This is a genomic window from Pseudomonas sp. BNK-30 (assembly GCF_047456185.1).
Lineage (GTDB): Bacteria > Pseudomonadota > Gammaproteobacteria > Pseudomonadales > Pseudomonadaceae > Aquipseudomonas > Aquipseudomonas putida_E.
The window spans coordinates 4,970,130-4,988,673 of the sequence record NZ_CP179904.1 but is presented as its reverse complement, the minus strand read 5'-3'; the positions used below and the strand labels follow the sequence as shown (position 1 = coordinate 4,988,673).

The following is an 18,544-nucleotide window of genomic DNA, read 5'->3' as shown; positions in this document are numbered from 1 at the left end:
TGCGCACGGCGGCCCCAAAAAAACTCAGGTCGGCACCTTTTCTTCGGGGACAGGCGGCTCTTCATCTTGCGGTTTTACCTCAGGGTTCTGCACCTTGCGCAACCGGCTCAACTGTGCCAACCCAACCTTGAGCAAGCGCGCGGTCTTGTTGTCGGCCACCTTCTCCAACCCCTGACCCGCCGGCAGCCTTGCCAGTTGCCCTGCCAGGTTCATGGCCAGGATCTCCCGCGAATACACCCCACCGCCCAACTGATAGATTGCTGCGATCAGCTCACGCAGGCCCAGCGGCAAGCGCCAGCGGGTTCGCAGCGCCGAGCCGAATGCTGCACCGAAGTCGCGCAGTGACGCCTGCACCAAGCCATCATGCAGGTCACCACCTGCCAGCCGCCACTCCTGCAGGCAGCGCAGCACCGCAAGGTCACCCAGGCAGTGCAACAGCCCGGCGCAGTAACAAAGCTCTTCATCGAGCTCAAGCATGCGCGCCAGCGAACGAGCGTATTCGGCGGTATGCAGCGACAGGTTCCAGAAATGCGCCGCCTGCTGCGCCAGCAGCGGGTCGCTAAGGCGGGCGCTGCGCTTGAGGGCAAGGCCCAGAATCAGGTTCATGCTCTGCGTGCTGCCAAGCTTGTTCAGCGCCTGCAGCAGGGTCTGCACCGGAGCGTCGCGGTGCAGCGCAGCACTGTTGGCCGCAGCGATCAGTACGGCAGTAACCTGCGGGTCGTTGCGCACTTCCGCTTCGAGCACCTTGAGGTCCAGCCCCTGCGGGTTCAGCGCGCGCTTGATCGCCACCTGCACGTCGGCAAACAGCGGCCCGCCATCGGCGGTGGCGCGGCGCTGCTCAAGGAAGGCCGGCAGGCTCGCCCCTGGCTGCAACGGTGGCACCGGGCAGGCGATCTGCTCACCCACTTCAAGCAGCAGCTCTTCCAGACGCTTGCGCAGGTTGCCCATGTTCAGTGGCTTGCTCAGGTAAGCCGTGGGGTGCAGCGGCAGCGCCTCACGCACGCTGGCACTGTCACTGCGGTTGCTCATGAGAATGAACGGCAACCCCGGCCCCTTGGCGCGCACCTTGCGCAACAGGTCCAGGCCATCGACACCTGCCAGCTCACGGGCAGCGATGATCAGATCAGGCTTGCTGGCCAATGCCGTGAGCGCCTGTGAGCCATCGGCGCACACCTGCAGCCGGGCATCACAGCGCACGCTGAGCAGCATCTCACGCAGCATGTCGCGCACCCAGGGATCGCCTTCGGCAATCAGTACGCAAGGTGGGGTGGGGTCTGCAGCGTTCATGGCCAACTCCTGAATATCCCTGACACGCAATCCGTTGCAGCTTCCAAAGCAAGTCCTGCCACAACCATAGCGCCAAGGGCCTTTAATAGGCACAAAAAAAACCCGCCTAAGCGGGTTTTTTCATGAAGCGTGTCACATCAGGCCAGTTCAGCGAAGCACTCTTCGATGATGGCCAGGCCCTTGTCGAGCAGCTCATCTTCGGCGGTCAGCGGAACCAGGATACGCAGAACGTTGCCGTAGGTACCGCAAGACAGCAGGATCAGACCCTTGTCACGGGCTTTGGCAACCACTTGGGCGACCGCAGCGGCGTTCGGGGTGTGGGTGCCTTTTTCGAAGACTTCCACAGCGATCATCGAGCCCAGACCACGGACGTCGCCAATGATCGGGTGCTTTTCCTGGATCTTGCGCAGGCCAGCGGTCAGGTGCTCACCTACTGCCTTGCTGCGGTCCAGCAGCTTCTCTTCTTCGAACACCTGGATGACGGCCAGAGCCGCAGCACAGGCGATCGGCGAACCGGCGTAAGTACCGCCCAGGCCGCCCGGAGCGATGGCGTCCATGATCTCGGCCTTGCCGCAAACACCGGCCAGCGGGAAGCCGCCAGCAATGGATTTGGCGAAGGTGGTCAGGTCCGGCGCGACGCCCATCTGTTCCATGGCGAAGAAGGTGCCGGTACGGCCCGCACCAGTCTGAACTTCGTCGGCGATCAGCAGAATGCCGTGCTGGTCGCACAGGGCGCGCAGGCGCTTCATCAGCTCTTTAGGCGCTGGCAGGAAGCCGCCTTCGCCCTGTACCGGCTCGAGGATGATCGCGGCGATGTCGCGCGGCTCGGCGTCGTTCTTGAAGATGCGCTCGACCGAAGCGATGGCGTCGTCAACGCTGACACCGTGCAGTTCGCTCGGGAACAGGGCGCGGAAGATACCGCCAGGCATCAGGCCCATGCCTGCGGAGTACGGCACAACCTTGCCGGTCAGGCCCAAGGTCATCATGGTGCGGCCGTGGTAGCCGCCGGTGAAGGCGATCACGCCAGCACGGCCAGTGGCGGCACGGGCGATTTTCACGGCGTTCTCAACGGCTTCGGAGCCGGTGGAAACCAGCAGGGTCTTCTTGTCGAAGTCACCTGGGACCAGCTTGTTGATCTTCTCGCACAGCTCTACGTAAGGCTCGTAAGCCAGTACCTGGAAGCAGGTGTGGCTGACTTTGGTCAGCTGCTCTTGAACAGCGGCAACCACTTTCGGGTGCAGGTGGCCGGTGTTCAGAACTGCGATGCCGCCGGCGAAGTCGATCAGTTCGCGGCCTTCAACGTCGATCACGGTCGAGTTCTTCGCGCTTTCGACGAAGATCGGGTGAATCTGGCCTACGCCACGTGGGACGGCGGCTACACGACGTTGCATCAAGGATTCGTTGGTCTTGCTCATAATGCCCTCATTTGCGCCGATCAGCGGCGCTTTTATTCGGGGGTGGCTGGGAGTGTTCGCGAACAGTATTCGTTGATCGACTGCCGTGAACGCCCTGGCCACCAGGTGCTGCGATGTCAAAAAAGCCAGCGAGACGTCGCTCTCGCGCCCCGCTGGCAGAGGTAAAGCCTTCAGCGCATCAGACGCTGATGCACAGGTACTTGATTTCGAGGTAGTCCTCGATGCCGTACTTGGAACCTTCACGGCCCAGGCCCGAAGCCTTGATGCCGCCAAACGGCGCGACTTCGTTGGAGATCAGGCCGGTGTTGATACCCACCATGCCGTATTCCAGCGCCTCGGCAACACGGAACACACGGCTCATGTCGCGGGCATAGAAGTACGAGGCCAGGCCGAACTCGGTGTCGTTGGACATGGCGATGACTTCAGCCTCGTCCTTGAAGCGGAACAGCGGCGCCAGCGGGCCGAAGGTCTCTTCCTTGGCGACGGCAGCGGTCTTCGGCACGTCGACCAGGATGGTCGGCTCGAAGAAGTTGCCTTCGATCAGCTTGCCACCGGACAGCACCTTGGCGCCTTTGGAGACGGCGTCCTCGATGTGTTCCTGAACCTTGGCGACGGCCTTGCCGTCGATCAGCGGGCCAGTGGTGGTGCCGTCTTCCAGGCCGTTACCGATCTTCAGTTTGGCCACAGCAGCTTTGAGCTTCTCGGCGAAGGCATCGTAGACGCCGTCCTGCACATAGATACGGTTGGCGCAAACGCAGGTCTGGCCGTTGTTGCGGTACTTGGAGATGATCGCGCCTTCTACCGCCTTGTCCAGGTCGGCATCGTCGAACACGATGAACGGGGCGTTGCCACCCAGCTCCAGGGAAACCTTCTTGATGTCCTTGGCACATTCTTCCATCAACTGGCGACCGATTTCGGTCGAGCCGGTGAAGGACAGTTTGCGCACCAGGGAGTTGCCGGTCAGCTCGCCGCCAACTTCGCCAGCGCTGCCGGTCACCACGCTCAGCACGCCAGCCGGGATGCCGGCACGGGTAGCCAGCTCGACCAAGGCCAGGGCAGAGTACGGGGTTTGCGAAGCAGGCTTGAGCACCATGGTGCAGCCAGCGGCCAAGGCCGGGCCGGCTTTACGGGTGATCATCGCCGCCGGGAAGTTCCACGGGGTGATGGCCGCGGTAACGCCGATCGGCTGCTTGATGACGATCAGGCGCTTGTCAGGCTGGTGGCCCGGGATGGTATCACCGTAGACGCGCTTGGCTTCTTCGGCGAACCACTCGATGAACGAGGCTGCGTAGGCGATTTCGCCCTTGGCTTCGGCCAGTGGCTTGCCTTGTTCAGTGGTCATCAGGCGAGCCAGGTCGTCCTGGTTCTCGATCATCAGTTCGAACCAGCGACGCAGCTTGTTCGAGCGCTCTTTGGCGGTCAGTGCACGCCAGGCCGGCAGGGCCTTGTCGGCAGCTTCGATGGCGCGGCGGGTTTCCGCAGAGCCCATCTTCGGCACGGTACCGATGACTTCACCTGTGGCCGGGTTGGTCACATTGATGGTCTGGCCGCTGTCCGCATCCAGCCATTCACCGTTGATGAAGGCTTGCTGGCGGAACAACTGAGCGTCTTTGAGCTGCATGTCGGCTTCCCGAATTGTTGATTGTTGAAAAGCGCCCAAGGCAGGGCATCGAGCGTTTGAAATCTCAAACGAATGCTAAGCGGCTGCTGGGGTATAGGACAATAGGCTGTTCGAAAAAAAGAACGAATGGTTGCACAGCCTATCCGAAAGCTGCCGGCAGGAACCCCTACAGGGTAGACGACTGCGCGCAGGCAAATGTGAGGGGGAGGACCAACCGACACCCCTCACCGTGAAACAGACTACTACCAGCCCGGCAAGATCCCGAAACCTTTCGCTTACGCTCGAACCAGCCCCACTGGCTAGCCTTCATGAGGAACTCATCACTTGGCACGGACGCCGCCATGCACAACCCCGACGATCGATCCCTCGACCTCCAGCGCGTGCTGGACACGCTGCAAGCCGACCAGCGCCTGAGCGCCAACGACGCCAGGCAGGTACTCGAACACGCCACCTCACAGCCACCTCGCCATCCGCTCGAAACCATAGCGGCCCTGGGCCTCGAAGACCGCCAGCACCCCGGCCAGCGCCTGCATCTGGACTGCCTGTGCCAATGGCTCGCCAGAAAAGTCGGCCAGCCTTACCAGCGCATCGACCCACTGCAACTCGACCTGTCGCAGGTCAACGGGCTGATATCGCCAGCATTCGCCCATCGCCACGGCATACTCATCCTGGCCAGCGACAGCCTGGGCATCACCGTGGCCAGTGCGCAGCCTTACCAGTGTGACTGGCAAACCGATCTGGCCCGCAGCCTGGGCAGGCCGATCCGCCGTGTGCTCGCCAGCCCCCTGCAGTTGCGCCAGGTGGGCCAGTCGCTGTTTCGCCTCGCCCACTCGGTGCAAGGTGCCCAGCATCAGCAGTCAGCAAGCCTCGGTGAGCTCGAGCAATTGCTGGAGCAGGACAAGCGCCAGGGCAACGCCACGGCAGACGACGCGCATATCGTGCACATCGTCGACTGGCTGCTGCAGTACGCTGTCGAACAGCGCGCCAGTGACATCCATCTTGAGCCACGCCGCGAGCAGGGCCGGTTGCGCTATCGCATAGACGGCCTCCTGCATACGGTCTACGCCTTCCCGGCCAGCGTGACCCTGGCCGTCGTCAGCCGCCTGAAGCACTTGGGCCGCATGGATGTCGCGGAAAAACGCCGGCCGCAGGATGGCCGTGTGAAGAGCAGCCTGCCAGGTGGCCACGAGGTGGAATTGCGCCTGTCTACGCTGCCCACCCCCTTTGGCGAAAAGCTGGTACTGCGCTTGTTCGACCCACAACAGCTACAGGAAGACTTCGACCGCCTGGGCCTGGAAGGTGAACAACTGCAGCAGTGGCAGGCCCTGCTGCAGCGCCGTCATGGCATTCTTTTGGTCACCGGCCCTACCGGTTCAGGCAAGACCAGCACGCTGTACGCGAGCCTGAAGTGGCTGGCCACGCCCGAGGTCAACCTGTGCACCATCGAAGACCCGATCGAACGCCTGGAGCCGGCTTTCAATCAATTACAGGTGCAGCCGGCACTGGACCTCAGCTTCGCCAACGGCGTACGCGCGCTGCTGCGCCAAGATCCTGACATCATCATGATCGGCGAGATCCGCGATCGCGAGACGGCGCTGGTAGCCGTGCAAGCTGCCCTTACCGGGCACCTGGTGCTCTCGACCCTGCACACCAACGACAGCTGTGGCGCCATCACCCGCCTGCTGGAACTGGGCGTGCCCGATTACCTGATCAAGGCCTCCCTGAGCGGGGTGATGGCGCAGCGCCTGGTGCGCTTGCTGTGCCGTGACTGTCAGGGCTGCGCATCATCGGCCAGCGGCCAGCCTTGCCTGCTGTGCCGGGGCACCGGCTTTCATGGCCGAACGGGCGTGTTCGAGCTGCTGGTCCCAAGTGAAAGCCTGCGCGCCCGGATAGGCGCAGGGGCGGACCTTGCCAGCTTGCAGCGACAGGCATTGAGCGAAGGGTTGCTGGACCTGAAACGCTGCGGGGAGGCAAAGGTGGCCAGTGGGCTGACCTGCCAAGAGGAAGTGCTGCGGGTCTGCGCATAAGCAAAAAACCCTTGTTTTCTGGGAACTTACACCCCTCAGACTCAATCAAATCGGGCTCCATCAGCCCTCACCCTTCGAGGTGTTTCATCATGCGTCTCCCAACCGCCATCGCAGCCGCTGCCCTGCTTTCGCTGCCCATTGGCTCCGCCATGGCCGATACCTTCTGGCGCAACGTGATTTCTTCCGGCGCGACTACGGCATCGACTTACCTGACCTCCAGGGACCACAAGCTGGTCGTCGCGGCGCAGGATGACGCCGGCAGCTTCGTTGCCAGTGAAGGTGCTATTCGTGGGCCGTTCCTGGAGGCGGCAATGCGCCAGGTGCGGGCTGAGAACCCAGGCATGCAAGCCAGCGACATGGAACTGGCCAATGCCATCCTGGCCAGGAACGCGGTAGCCGAGTAAGCCCCCTGGGGCTGCTGTGCAGCCCCAACTTCAACTCAGCGATACGCCTCCACCGGTACGCACGCACAGAACAGGTTCCTGTCCCCATACACGTTGTCGACCCGGTTCACCGCCGGCCAGTACTTGTGCTGGCGCACGTGAGCGCTGGGGGCTACAGCCTGCTCAAGGCTGTAAGGCCGGCTCCACGGTGCCAGCACATCGGCCAGGGTATGTGGCGCATGTTTGAGCGGGTTGTCTTCCGCTGGCCAGTTACCCTGCTGCACCTCACCGATCTCCGCACGGATCGCCAGCATGGCCTCGACGAACCGGTCCAGCTCGGCTTTCGACTCGCTCTCTGTCGGTTCGACCATCAAGGTCCCGGGCACCGGGAATGACATGGTCGGGGCATGGAAGCCATAGTCCATCAGGCGCTTGGCCACATCCTCTTCAGTTATCCCGGTAATTGCCTTGAGCGGCCGCAGATCAAGAATGCACTCGTGCGCCACCCGCTGGTTTCGGCCTCTGTACAGCACCGGGAAAGCCCCACCAAGCTGGCTGGCCAGGTAGTTGGCCGACAGGATGGCCACTTCGCTCGCATCGGCCAGTTGCGGCCCCATCATGGCGATATACATCCAGCTGATCGGCAAGATACTCGCGCTGCCCCAAGGCGCGGCGCTGACCGCGCTGTTGTTCGGGTCCAGGCCCGGCACCGGCACCACCGGATGACTGGCGACGAACGGCTTGAGGTGTGCACGGATGCCAATCGGCCCCATCCCGGGGCCGCCGCCACCGTGCGGGATGCAGAAGGTCTTGTGCAGGTTCATGTGCGAGACATCGGCGCCGATGTCAGCCGGCCGCGTGAGACCGACCTGGGCGTTGAGGTTGGCGCCGTCCATGTAGACCTGGCCACCGTGCTGGTGCACCACCTCACATATTTCCCGGATGCCCTCCTCATACACACCATGTGTCGACGGGTAGGTAACCATGAGGCAGGACAGCCGCTCGCCTGCAGCCTTGGCCTTGGCTTTGAGGTCGTCGAGGTCAACGTTGCCGTCGTCATCGCAGTCGACGATCACCACTTCCATGCCAGCCATCTGCGCTGAAGCAGGGTTGGTGCCGTGGGCCGACGAAGGGATCAGGCACAGCGTGCGCTGGGGCTGATGACGGCTGCGGTGGTAACGGGTGATTGCCATCAGCCCGGCGTATTCGCCCTGGGCACCCGAGTTGGGTTGCATGCAGATCGCATCAAAACCGGTAATAGCGCACAGCCAGCGCTCCAGCTCATCGATCATCGCTTTGTAGCCTGCGACCTGAGCATCGGGCGCAAAGGGATGAAGCAGAGCGAATCCGGGCCAGGTGATGGGGATCATTTCGCTGGTGGCGTTGAGCTTCATGGTGCAGGAACCCAGCGGGATCATCGATTGGTTCAGCGCCAGGTCCTTGTTTTCCAGCTGCTTGAGGTAGCGCAGCATCTGCGTTTCGCTGTGATGCAGGTTGAACACCGGGTGGGAGAGGAACGGCGTGCGCCGTTCCAGAGCGGCCGGAATACCCCCTGTCAGAACCTGCTGGTCAAGCGCGGTGACCTCAAGGCCATGATCCACGCCAAGAAAGATGTCGAACAGCCGAAGCACGGTTTCTTCGCTGCACGTTTCGTCCAGGCTCACACCCAGATGGCCGCGGCCCAGAATGCGCAAGTTGATGCACGCCGCTTGCGCACTTTCGATGATGGCCGCCTGGGCACCGCCGACATCCAGGGTAAGTGTGTCGAAGAAATGCGGGTTAAGGCGTTTGATGCCCTTGGCCTCAAGGCCCGCGGCGAGCACGACGGTCAGCCGGTGCACGCGCTGTGCAATGCGCTGCAAGCCTTCAGGGCCGTGGTACACCGCATAGAAGCCGGCGATGTTGGCCAGCAGTACCTGGGCGGTGCAGATGTTGGAGTTGGCTTTTTCGCGGCGGATGTGTTGCTCGCGGGTCTGCAGGGCCATTCGCAGTGCGGTGTTGCCACGGGCATCACGCGACACACCGATGATGCGCCCCGGCATCGCCCGCTTGTAGTCTTCGCGGCAGGCGAAATAGGCCGCATGCGGGCCGCCATAGCCCATCGGCACGCCAAAGCGCTGGGTCGAGCCAAGCACCACGTCTGCGCCAAGCTCGCCCGGCGGCGTGAGTAGCACCAGGCTCAACAGGTCTGCCGCCACGCATGCCAAGGCATGCTGGCCGTGCAACTGGTCAATCAGCGGGCGCAGGTCACGCACTTCCCCATGAGTATCCGGGTACTGCAGCAAAGCGCCGAATACCTGGTGCTGGGCAAGGTTATCCACAGCGTCGACGATCAGTTCGAAACCAAAACCTTCAGCCCGGGTTCGCAACACGGACAGTGTCTGCGGGTGACAGTGTTCATCGGCAAAGAAAGCATTGCTCTTGTTGCGCGCCACGCGTTTGGCCAAGGCCATGGCTTCGGCTGCGGCGGTGGCTTCATCGAGCAGTGAGGCATTGGCCAGGGCCAGGCCGCTCAGGTCGATGACCATTTGCTGAAAGTTGAGCAGCGCTTCCAGCCGGCCTTGGGCGATTTCTGGCTGGTAAGGCGTATAGGCGGTGTACCAGCCGGGGTTCTCCAGCACGTTGCGCAGGATGACGGTTGGCGTGACGGTGCCGTGGTAACCCATGCCGATCAGGCTGGTCCACACCTGGTTCTGCTCGGCATAACCGGCGAGCTTGGCCAAGGCAGCCTGTTCATCCAGGGCGGGGGGCAGGTCGAGGGCGCGGTTGAAGCGGATATCCGGCGGAACGGTCTGTTCGATCAGCTCGCTGCGGCTGCTCAAGCCCAAGGCGCTGAGCATGGCCTGCTGCTCGGAGGCATCTGGCCCCAGGTGACGACGCAGGAATGGGTTGAGCTCTTGCAGTTGATGCAGGGATGGCGACTGGGACATGACGACGCTCTCTTCCTAGACCAGGCCTCGTGGAGACTTATAAGTCTAGGAAGGATTGCCGATACTGCGGGAAAACTTGCTTCGCCAGTACCGGCCTCATCGCCGGCAAGCCGGCGATGAGGCCAGAAGGCTCACTCGCCGATAGCGGCTTTGTAACCGGCAGCGTCCAGCAGCTTGTCCAGTTCGGCCTTGTCGCTTGGCTTGAGCTTGAAGATCCAGGCGCCGTAAGGCTCTTCGTTAAGCAGCTCCGGGCTGTCGGCCAGGTCTTCGTTGACCGCGATCACTTCGCCACCCACCGGGGCATAGATATCCGAAGCGGCCTTGACCGACTCGACCACGCCAGCAGCATCGCCGGCAGCGAATACTTTGCCAACCTCTGCCAGTTCCACGAACACCACATCACCCAGGGCCTCTTGAGCGTGGTCGCTGATGCCCACGGTCACGGTACCGTCGGCCTCCAGGCGCGCCCACTCGTGGCTTTCGGCAAAACGCAGATCGGCGGGGATATTGCTCATGTCTTGTATTCCTCGATTGGGTCAGCGGTCGGCCCGCCGTTGATTGTTCAGATCAGAATCTTGCCGTGACGCACGAAGGTCGGTTTGACCACCCGCACCGGGTACCACTTGCCGCGAATTTCGACCTCGGCACGATCGCCGGTGGCCATGGGCACGCGCGCCAGGGCAATGGATTTGCTCAGCGTAGGAGAGAAACTACCACTGGTGATCTCCCCTTCGCCAATGCCGGCAACGCGAACCACCTGATGGGCGCGCAAAACACCGCGTTCCTCCAGCACCAGGCCGACCAGCTTGTCCTGCACGCCGCGCTCGATTTCCGCCAGCAGGCCAGCGCGGCCGATGAAATCACGCTCGGCCGGCTCCCAGGCGATGCTCCAGCCCAGGTTGGAGGTAAGCGGGGTGTGGTCTTCGTCGATATCCTGGCCGTACAGGTTCATGCCGGCCTCCAGGCGCAAGGTGTCGCGGGCGCCAAGGCCACTGGGGGCGATGCCAGCGCCGACCAGGTCGTTGAAAAAGGCCACGGCCTCATGGCCCGGCAGGATGATTTCCAACCCGTCCTCACCGGTGTAACCGGTGCGGGCAATGAACCAGTCGCCCTCGCCAAGCCCTTCGAACGGGCGCAGCTCACGGATAAGCGCAGCGCGCGAAGCGCTGAGCAAGGCTGCGACTTTCTCGCGGGCCTGGGGGCCCTGGATGGCGAGAATGGCCAGGTCGGGGCGCACCTTGAAACCGACCGAGAAGCCGGTACTGTGGGCCTCCAGCCACGCCAGTACATTGGCGCGGGTAGCGGCATTGGTGATCAGCCGGTAGCCATTTTCCGTGCGGTAGACGATCAGGTCATCGATAATTGCGCCCTGTTCGTTGAGCAACGGGCTGTACAGCGCCTTGCCGACACCCCCAAGGCGGGCAACGTCGTTGGCCAGCAAGCGCTGCAGCCAGACGGTGGCATCGGTGCCATCGATGTCGATCACGGTCATGTGGGAAACATCGAACACCCCACAGTCACTGCGCACCTGATGGTGCTCTTCAACTTGCGAGCCGTAGTGCAGCGGCATGTCCCAGCCACCGAAATCGACTGTCTTGGCGCCTAGCGCCAGGTGCAAGTCGTACAAAAGCGTGCGCTGTCCCATGGGTTTCTCCTTCCGGGCGTGGCGAAGCGGCGGCGGTCGATGACGTTTGGTTGTCAGCTCTTCTTGTAGGACCCGTCGCGCGAATGCCGCGCATTGTAGCCGCAAGGGCGCGGGCTGGCACCCTCAGTGACTGTGACCGGGGCGCCTGGCTGAACGACGAATCAGGCCGATGACCGGCAGCAGGCCAACCAGCACCAAGGTCAAGGCGGGCAGTGAGGCACGCGCCCACTCGCCTTCACTGGTCATCTCGAACACCCGTACGGCGAGGGTATCCCAGCCGAAGGGCCGCATCAGCAAGGTCGCGGGCATTTCCTTGAGCACATCGACGAAGACCAGCAGTGCGGCGCTGAGGGCACCAGGGACCAGCAGCGGCATATACACTTTGAAAAACAATCTCGCCCCTCCGACACCCAGGCTCCGTGAAACCTCGGGCAACGACGGGCGGATGCGCTCCAGGCTGCCTTCCAGTGGCCCATAGGCCACGGCGATGAAACGTACCAGATAGGCCACCAGCAATGCCGCGAGGCTGCCCAGCAGCAATGGCTTGCCTGCCCCACCCAGCCAGCTCGACAGAGGGATCACCAGGTGGTTGTCCAGGTAGCTGAAGGCCAGCATGATCGACACCGCCAGCACCGAGCCGGGCAAGGCGTAGCCTAGGTTGGCCAGGCCAACCCCGGCACGGATGCCGCCGGTCGGCGCCTGACGCCGGGCAAATGCCAGCAGCAGTGCGACGCTCACCGTGATCAAGGCTGCCAGGGCGCCCAGGTACAAGGTGTGCAGCACCAGGCCAACATAGCGCTCGTCCAGGTCATGCCGCCCCCGCTGCCAGAACCATACCAGCAACTGCAGCAGCGGGATGACGAAGGCACAGGCAAATACCAGCAGGCACCAGCCACTGGCCAGCAGTGCCTTCAGACCGCGCAGGTGATAGAGGGCCTGACCCCGCGGGCGTTCGTTTGAGCTGCGCGAGGCGCCACGGGCGCGGCGTTCTCCGTACAGCACCAGCATTACCGCCAGCAATAGCAGGCTGGCCAGCTGAGCCGCGCTGGCCAGGCTGAAGAAGCCGTACCAGGTCTTGTAAATGGCGGTGGTGAACGTGTCGAAATTGAACACAGCCACCGCACCGAAATCTGCCAAGGTCTCCATAAGGGCCAGCGCTATGCCTGCGCCGATGGCCGGCCGCGCCATGGGCAGGGCAACCCGCCAGAAAGCTTGCAGCGGCGAAAGGCCCAACACCCGCGCCGCTTCCATCAGCCCCTTGCCCTGGGCCAGGAATGCCGTGCGCGCGAGCAGGTAGACATAGGGGTAGAACACCAGCACCAGCACCACAATCACCCCGCCGGTGGAGCGCACCCGCGGCAGGCGCATGGGCCCGAACACTTCACGCAAGGCGCTTTGCACCGGGCCGGCGAAATCCAGCAGGCCGACGAAGACGAACGCCAGGACATAGGCGGGGATGGCAAACGGCAGCATCAGTGCCCAGTCCAGCCAGCGCCTGCCGGGGAACTCGCAAAGGCTGGTGAGCCAGGCCAGGCTCACGCCGAGCACGGTGACGCCTACGCCTACACCCGCCACCAAGGTGAATGTGTTGCCGAGCAGGCGGCTCATCTGGGTGTCGAGCAAGTGCGACCAGATCTGCACGTCGATCGACTGCCAGGACAGCAGCAGGACGCTCAAGGGCAAGAGCACGAGGGCGGCGGTCAGGATGACCGGGAGGTACCAGCGGCGTTGGGGAGCGTGGGGCAAGGCAACTGTCTCTGTGGCAGATGGCAACCGCTGAGCGGGCTTGCCACGCGAAGGGGCCCTTGTGGGCCCCTGCAGGATAAAGCCTGGGGCTTAGTTCCAGCCAGCCCGATCCATCAAGCGAATGGCCTCGGCCTGGCGTTTGCCTGCCACCTCGACCGGGATGCTGTCAGCCTTGAAGCTGCCCCATGCCGCGACCTCGTCCGATGGCTTGACCTTCGGGTTGGCCGGGAACTCCTGGTTGATGTCGGCGAACAGCTTCTGCGCCTGCTCACCGGTCATCCACTCCACCAGCTTCTTGGCCGCCTCCGGATGCGGTGCGTGCTTGGTCAGGCCGATGCCGGACAGGTTGACGTGCACGCCTCGGTCGCCCTGGTTAGGCCAGAAGATCTTCACCGGCAAGTTCGGGTTCTGCTTGTGCAGGCGGCCGAAGTAGTAAGTGTTCACCACCCCCACATCGCACTGGCCGGCCTCGATGGCCTGGATTACCGAGTTGTCATCGGAGAACACGTCGGTAGACAGGTTGTTGACCCAGCCTTTGACGATCTGTTCGGTCTTGGCCTCGCCATGGTTCTCGATCAGCGTGGCGGTCAGCGACTGGTTGTAGACCTTCTTTGCCGTGCGCAGGCACAGACGCCCTTCCCACTGCTTGTCGGCCAGTGCCTCGTAGGTGCTCAGCTCTGCGGGTTTGACCCGCTCGGTGGAGTAGATGATGGTCCGCGCGCGCAGGCTCAGGCCAGTCCAGTCATGGGACGAGGCGCGGTATTGAGCGGGGATGTTCTGGTCGATGATGGCCGACTTGATAGGCTGCAGGATGCCCATCTGCTCGGCCTGCCACAGGTTACCGGCATCCACGGTCAGCAGCAGGTCGGCCACCCCGTTCTCGCCCTCGGCCTTGATGCGCTGCATCAGCGGGGCTTCCTTGTCGGTGATGAACTTGATCTTGACGCCGGTCTCGGCGGTGTAGGCGTCGAACACCGGCTTGATCAGCTCGTCGATGCGCGAGGAGTACACCACTACTTCGTCCGCCGCCTGGGCGGTGCCACCGAACAGCGTCAGGGCCAGGGCGGCCAGTAGGGGCTTGCGTGGCAACATGGGATGCACTCCTCGAATCGTATGAGAGGCGCAAATGGTAGTGAATCCCATTTTCCGGCTCACCTACCCAGCCGTTACCAGATGTTGCAAGAGCACGCGAACGCCTGCAGGAGCGGCCTCGTGTCGCGAAAGGGCCGCAAAGCGGCCCAACAATCTCAAGGTCTGGCCAGCTCCGGCAAGTCCCCGGAAAGCCCCAACGCCTGGCGCACGAACAGCGCCTTGGCCTCCGGCATCTGCTGCACCAGCTTCAGACCGCTGTTACGCAACCAGCGCAACGGCAGCGGGTTGGCCTGGAACAGCCGCTCGAAGCCCTCCATCGCCGCCATCAATGCCAGGTTGTGTGGCATGCGTCGGCGCTCATAACGGCTGAGCACTTTCACATCCGCCAGCCGTTCACCCCGCTCGCAGGCGTTCACCAACACCTCAGCCAGCACCGCTGCATCGAGAAAGCCCAGGTTCACGCCCTGCCCCGCCAACGGATGAATGGTGTGCGCGGCATCGCCGATCAATGCCAGCCCCTCGTCCACGTACCGCTTGGCGTGGCGCTGGCGCAACGGCACGCAAACCCGAGGGTCGGCGTGCAGCACTTGGCCCAGGCGCCCCTCGAATCCACGCTCCAGGGCCTTGAGGAAAGCTTGATCATCCAGCGCCATGAGCTGCTCGGCCTGCTCGGGCGTGGTCGACCACACGATCGAGCACCAGCCCTGCTGGCCGTCTCGCGACAAGGGCAGGAAGGCCAGCGGCCCTTCGTCGGTGAAGCGCTGCCAGGCGGTAGCCTGGTGTGCAGCACTGCAGCGCACGCTGGTGACGATAGCGTGGTGCAGGTAATCCCACTCACGGGTCTGGCAGCCGGCCAGGCGCCGCACCGCCGAATTGGCACCGTCGGCAGCCACCACCAGCGGTGCCCGCAGGCGGCGGCCATCGGCCAGGGTCAGCAGCCACTCATCGCCAGAGCGGCGCATCTGCTCCAGGCGGGCGTTGGGCAGCAGGCCGATATCGCTGTCATGCAGGCGCTCCAGCAGGCCATCCTGCACTACCCGGTTTTCGACGATATGGCCAAGCACCTGCGCGTGCACGCTGGCGGCGGAAAAGTGAATCTGCCCAGTGCCGCTGCCGTCCCAGACATGCATGTCCGAGTAGGGCGAAACACGCCGTTTGGCGATTTCTTCCCAGGCGCCCAAACGCTCGAGGATGCGCTGGCTGGCCGCCGAGAGGGCGCTGACCCGCGCCTCGAACGGCGCATCGCCGTCAAACGGCTTCACCGTCAGCGAACCACCGTCGAGCAGGAGTATCTCCAGGCCACTGTGGCGCAACGCCAAGGCCAAGGCGCTGCCGACCATACCGGCACCGACAATCAACAGATCTGCGCGCATTTCCATGCCTTACGCCTGCCTCGCTTGCGGCTTGAGCCGCACGTATAGGGTTTTATCGACCCGCGCCACCAGCTCGCCGGCACCGTCGCGGACATCGACCTGCAAACGTGGCAGGTATTTCTTGCCGCTGGCGGTCTGCTGGCGGATCTCGTCCAGCAGTGCGTCTTCGATGTGGAAATCGGCATACACCGGGCCTTTGCCCGGTGCGATGAAGTCAATGCTGGCTGCCTTGTCCCAGACGATGTACTCACGGCCCAGCAGTTCGATCAGCAATAGCATGTAGAACGGGTCGACCATCGAATACAGGCTACCGCCAAACTGGGTACCGACGTAGTTGCGGTTCCAGCGGTTCAGCTTCATGCGCACCCTGACACTGCGCATGTCCGGGCTGATGTGCTGAATGCGAATGCCAGCGCCCAGGTACGGTGGGTAAAGGTTCAGCAGCCAGCGCAACATGCGCGCCCGGCGCGCCAGCTTGCGCGGGTTGCTCATGCCTGCCCCCGCGGATCAGGGCGGGTGCCCAGGCCCATGGCCTGGCGGGCGAACCAGCTTTTGGCCGGCGGCAGCAAGTCGAGCCCAAGCAAGCCGATGTTGCGCCCGGCGGCCAGCAACGGCTGATTACTGCCGAACAGGCGGGTAACCTGGTCGGAGAAACCGATGGTCATGGCCTGGTCGAGTTGCTGGCGTTGATGGTACGCCTGCAGGGTCGCCAGATCGCCTGGCTGCTGCGGGCCGGCCAGCAGCGCATCGGCCAGCGACTGCACATCGCGCAGCGACAGGTTGAAACCCTGCCCGGCAATGGGGTGCAGGCTGTGCGCGGCATTGCCCAGTACCACCAGATGCGGGCGCACCTGCTCTTGGGCTTCGACCAGTGCCAGCGGGTACAGATGCCGTGCGCCGACCTGGCGCAGGGCGCCGAGGCGATAGCCGAATACATCCTGCAGCTCGCGCAGGAAGCTGCGTTCGTCGATCTCGGCCAAGCGCTTGGCGTCCATACCCTGACGGGTCCAGACCAACGCACAGCGGTTCTCGGGCAGCGGCAGCAATGCCATGGGGCCTTGCTCGGTAAAGCGCTCGAAGGCTTGCCCGCGATGGGACTCGCCCGGGGTAATGTTGGCGATCAGGGCGCTCTGCTCGTAGGGCGTGCGGCGCACATGGATGCCCAGTTGCTCGCGCAACCCGGAGCGGCCACCGTCGGCCAGCACTGCCAGGTCGCACTCAAGGGCGGTGTCATCGTCCAGCTGCAAGCGATAACCACCGGCGACGGCCTGCATCGCCTTCACTTCGGCCGGGCAGCGCCAGCTCACCACCTCGCTGTCCAGCCCTTGCCAAAGGCACTGACCAAGCCAGGCGTTCTCGACCACGTAGCCCAACGCTGGCACGCCCTCCTCCAGCGCATCGAGGCGGGTGGAGCCAAAGCGCCCACGGTCCGAGACCTGGATCTGCCGGATCGGCTCGGCACGAGGGCTGATGCCCTGCCACACGCCCAGGTGCTGGTAGATCTGCCGGGTACCGAACGAAAGCGCTGAGGAGCGCGCATCATAGCTGGGCTGGAAGCTGTCGCCCGGGGCGAATGGCTCGATCAGCAGGATCTTCCAGCCACGCGCCTTGGCCCCAGCCTGCAGGGCCAGCGCAAGGCTGGCACCGACCAGGCCGCCACCAATGATCGCCAGGTTGACTCGGTTCATGCAGCGTCCTTACGGGCCGCCTGCATCAGCGCCTCGATCTCGGCGACCGTCCTGGGCACGCCCGAAGTCAGAATTTCACAGCCTTGCCTGGTCACCACCACGTCGTCCTCGATCCTTACGCCGATGCCGCGCCATTTCTTCGCGACCTGCTGATTGTCGGCGGCAATGTAGATACCCGGTTCGACGGTCAGCGCCATGCCAGGCTCCAGCACCCGCCACTGGCCGCCGACCTTGTATTCGCCCACATCGTGCACGTCCATGCCCAGCCAGTGCCCGGCACGGTGCATGTAGAAGGCCCGATACGCTTCACTTTCGATCAGCGCCTGCACCTTGCCCTTGAGCAGGCCCAGCTCCACCAGGCCCTCGGTGATCACCCGCACGGTCGCTTCATGGGCGTGGTTCCAGTGCTTGCCTGGGGCAATCTCGGCGAAAGCGGCGGCCTGGGCCTTGAGCACCAGTTCATAGACGGCCTTTTGCTCAGGCGAAAACCGCCCGCTGACCGGGAAGGTGCGGGTGATGTCGCTGGCATAGCAATCGATTTCGCAACCGGCGTCGATCAGCACCAGGTCACCGTCCTTGAGCGCGGCATTGTTCTCCTGATAGTGCAGGATACAGCCATTGCGGCCGGCAGCGACGATCGACCCGTAGGCTGGCATTCTTGCCCCGCCTTTACGGAACTCGTAGTCCAGCTCGGCTTCCAGGCTGTACTCGTGCAGCCCTGCCCGGCAGGCCTGCATGGCCCGCACATGGGCACGCGCGGAAATTTCTGCAGCGGCGCGCATCACTTTCACTTCCGCCGCCGATTTATACAGACGCATGTCGTGCAGCAGATGATCCAGGGCAACGAACTCGTTCGGTGGCTGGGCGCCAAGGCGCGCCTTGGAGCGGATCACGTTGATCCAGTCCATCAGCCGACGGTCGAACTCGGGGTTGCTGCCCATGGCGCTGTAGACCCGTTCGCGACCTTCGATGAGGCCCGGCAGGATCTCGTCGATGTCGGTGATCGGGAAGGCATCGTCCGCGCCAAAGTCGCGGATGGCACCTTCCTGGCCGGCACGCAGGCCGTCCCACAGCTCGCGCTCAGGGTTACGCTCGCGGCAGAACAGCACGTACTCGCCATGCTCGCGCCCCGGGATCAGCGCGATCACCGCCTCCGGCTCCGGGAAGCCGCTCAGGTACTGGAAATCGCTGTCCTGGCGGTAGACGTGCTCGACATCGCGGTTGCGAATGGCGACTGCGGCAGCCGGCAGGATGGCAATGCTGTTGGGGACCATCTGCGCCATCAGCGCCTTGCGCCGACGGGCATATTCGGCCTTGGGTATGTGGCTCATGGGCAG

14 protein-coding genes are annotated in these 18,544 nt (G+C 63.6%); 2 read left to right on the top strand and 12 right to left on the bottom strand.

Annotated elements, in window-relative coordinates:
* Positions 1 to 24 precede the first annotated feature (24 nt).
* From ACMGGN_RS23075 to gabD, 3 genes are all read right to left on the bottom strand, one after another.
* Positions 25 to 1,287: a response regulator gene (locus ACMGGN_RS23075; RefSeq protein ID WP_119687948.1), complete on the bottom strand. Its 1,263-nt coding sequence runs from the start codon at positions 1,285 to 1,287 to the stop codon at positions 25 to 27.
* Between the two features lie 137 nt (positions 1,288 to 1,424).
* Positions 1,425 to 2,702, bottom strand: a complete 1,278-nt coding sequence (gabT, locus tag ACMGGN_RS23070; RefSeq protein ID WP_012316754.1) for a 4-aminobutyrate--2-oxoglutarate transaminase — start codon at positions 2,700 to 2,702, stop codon at positions 1,425 to 1,427.
* A 178-nt stretch (positions 2,703 to 2,880) separates the two neighbouring features.
* A complete protein-coding gene (gene gabD, locus ACMGGN_RS23065; protein ID WP_046788207.1) occupies positions 2,881 to 4,323 on the bottom strand; it encodes an NADP-dependent succinate-semialdehyde dehydrogenase in 1,443 nt (480 codons plus the stop codon).
* Between the two features lie 341 nt (positions 4,324 to 4,664).
* Here gabD and ACMGGN_RS23060 point away from each other — a divergent pair, with 341 nt between their 5' ends.
* Together ACMGGN_RS23060 and ACMGGN_RS23055 are read left to right on the top strand one after the other, a co-directional pair.
* Positions 4,665 to 6,350 (top strand): GspE/PulE family protein, encoded by a 1,686-nt coding sequence (locus ACMGGN_RS23060; protein ID WP_196997188.1) that lies wholly within the window; start codon positions 4,665 to 4,667, stop codon positions 6,348 to 6,350.
* 89 nt (positions 6,351 to 6,439) lie between these two features.
* Positions 6,440 to 6,754 carry a DUF2388 domain-containing protein gene (locus tag ACMGGN_RS23055; RefSeq protein ID WP_046788205.1) on the top strand — a complete coding sequence of 105 codons (315 nt, stop codon included), beginning with the start codon at positions 6,440 to 6,442 and terminating at the stop codon, positions 6,752 to 6,754.
* 35 nt (positions 6,755 to 6,789) lie between these two features.
* Here ACMGGN_RS23055 and gcvP read toward each other — a convergent pair whose 3' ends face one another.
* The 9 genes from gcvP to pepP all read right to left on the bottom strand — a co-directional run bounded on the left by gcvP (position 6,790) and on the right by pepP (position 18,538).
* Positions 6,790 to 9,663 carry an aminomethyl-transferring glycine dehydrogenase gene (gene gcvP / locus ACMGGN_RS23050; protein ID WP_414156318.1) on the bottom strand — a complete coding sequence of 958 codons (2,874 nt, stop codon included), beginning with the start codon at positions 9,661 to 9,663 and terminating at the stop codon, positions 6,790 to 6,792.
* Positions 9,664 to 9,794: 131 nt separating this feature from the next.
* Positions 9,795 to 10,178 carry a glycine cleavage system protein GcvH gene (gcvH, locus tag ACMGGN_RS23045; protein ID WP_046788203.1) on the bottom strand — a complete coding sequence of 128 codons (384 nt, stop codon included), beginning with the start codon at positions 10,176 to 10,178 and terminating at the stop codon, positions 9,795 to 9,797.
* A gap of 47 nt (positions 10,179 to 10,225) precedes the next feature.
* Complete coding sequence (gene gcvT, locus ACMGGN_RS23040; protein ID WP_046788202.1) at positions 10,226 to 11,308, bottom strand: glycine cleavage system aminomethyltransferase GcvT; 1,083 nt, start codon at positions 11,306 to 11,308, stop codon at positions 10,226 to 10,228.
* 123 nt (positions 11,309 to 11,431) lie between these two features.
* Positions 11,432 to 13,054 (bottom strand): ABC transporter permease, encoded by a 1,623-nt coding sequence (locus ACMGGN_RS23035; RefSeq protein ID WP_281868399.1) that lies wholly within the window; start codon positions 13,052 to 13,054, stop codon positions 11,432 to 11,434.
* 90 nt (positions 13,055 to 13,144) lie between these two features.
* Positions 13,145 to 14,146 (bottom strand): extracellular solute-binding protein, encoded by a 1,002-nt coding sequence (locus ACMGGN_RS23030; RefSeq protein WP_119687952.1) that lies wholly within the window; start codon positions 14,144 to 14,146, stop codon positions 13,145 to 13,147.
* Positions 14,147 to 14,301: 155 nt separating this feature from the next.
* Positions 14,302 to 15,519 (bottom strand): 2-octaprenyl-3-methyl-6-methoxy-1,4-benzoquinol hydroxylase, encoded by a 1,218-nt coding sequence (locus ACMGGN_RS23025; protein WP_174142001.1) that lies wholly within the window; start codon positions 15,517 to 15,519, stop codon positions 14,302 to 14,304.
* 9 nt (positions 15,520 to 15,528) lie between these two features.
* Positions 15,529 to 16,011, bottom strand: coding sequence for a DUF4442 domain-containing protein (locus ACMGGN_RS23020; RefSeq protein ID WP_046788199.1), 483 nt, complete (start codon positions 16,009 to 16,011; stop codon positions 15,529 to 15,531).
* A complete protein-coding gene (gene ubiH / locus ACMGGN_RS23015; protein ID WP_115273144.1) occupies positions 16,008 to 17,207 on the bottom strand; it encodes a 2-octaprenyl-6-methoxyphenyl hydroxylase in 1,200 nt (399 codons plus the stop codon). Before ubiH ends, ACMGGN_RS23020 begins: the two co-directional genes overlap by 4 nt.
* Positions 17,204 to 18,538: a Xaa-Pro aminopeptidase gene (pepP, locus tag ACMGGN_RS23010; RefSeq protein ID WP_115273145.1), complete on the bottom strand. Its 1,335-nt coding sequence runs from the start codon at positions 18,536 to 18,538 to the stop codon at positions 17,204 to 17,206. Before pepP ends, ubiH begins: the two co-directional genes overlap by 4 nt.
* Positions 18,539 to 18,544 lie beyond the last annotated feature (6 nt).

Coding starts and splice junctions, on each gene's coding strand:
- ACMGGN_RS23075 (WP_119687948.1), bottom strand. CDS start 1,287: ATGAACGCTGCAGACCCCACCCCACCTTGCGTACTGATTGCCGAAGGC.
- gabT (WP_012316754.1), bottom strand. CDS start 2,702: ATGAGCAAGACCAACGAATCCTTGATGCAACGTCGTGTAGCCGCCGTC.
- gabD (WP_046788207.1), bottom strand. CDS start 4,323: ATGCAGCTCAAAGACGCTCAGTTGTTCCGCCAGCAAGCCTTCATCAAC.
- ACMGGN_RS23060 (WP_196997188.1), top strand. CDS start 4,665: ATGCACAACCCCGACGATCGATCCCTCGACCTCCAGCGCGTGCTGGAC.
- ACMGGN_RS23055 (WP_046788205.1), top strand. CDS start 6,440: ATGCGTCTCCCAACCGCCATCGCAGCCGCTGCCCTGCTTTCGCTGCCC.
- gcvP (WP_414156318.1), bottom strand. CDS start 9,663: ATGTCCCAGTCGCCATCCCTGCATCAACTGCAAGAGCTCAACCCATTC.
- gcvH (WP_046788203.1), bottom strand. CDS start 10,178: ATGAGCAATATCCCCGCCGATCTGCGTTTTGCCGAAAGCCACGAGTGG.
- gcvT (WP_046788202.1), bottom strand. CDS start 11,308: ATGGGACAGCGCACGCTTTTGTACGACTTGCACCTGGCGCTAGGCGCC.
- ACMGGN_RS23030 (WP_119687952.1), bottom strand. CDS start 14,146: ATGTTGCCACGCAAGCCCCTACTGGCCGCCCTGGCCCTGACGCTGTTC.
- ACMGGN_RS23025 (WP_174142001.1), bottom strand. CDS start 15,519: ATGCGCGCAGATCTGTTGATTGTCGGTGCCGGTATGGTCGGCAGCGCC.
- ACMGGN_RS23020 (WP_046788199.1), bottom strand. CDS start 16,011: ATGAGCAACCCGCGCAAGCTGGCGCGCCGGGCGCGCATGTTGCGCTGG.
- ubiH (WP_115273144.1), bottom strand. CDS start 17,207: ATGAACCGAGTCAACCTGGCGATCATTGGTGGCGGCCTGGTCGGTGCC.
- pepP (WP_115273145.1), bottom strand. CDS start 18,538: ATGAGCCACATACCCAAGGCCGAATATGCCCGTCGGCGCAAGGCGCTG.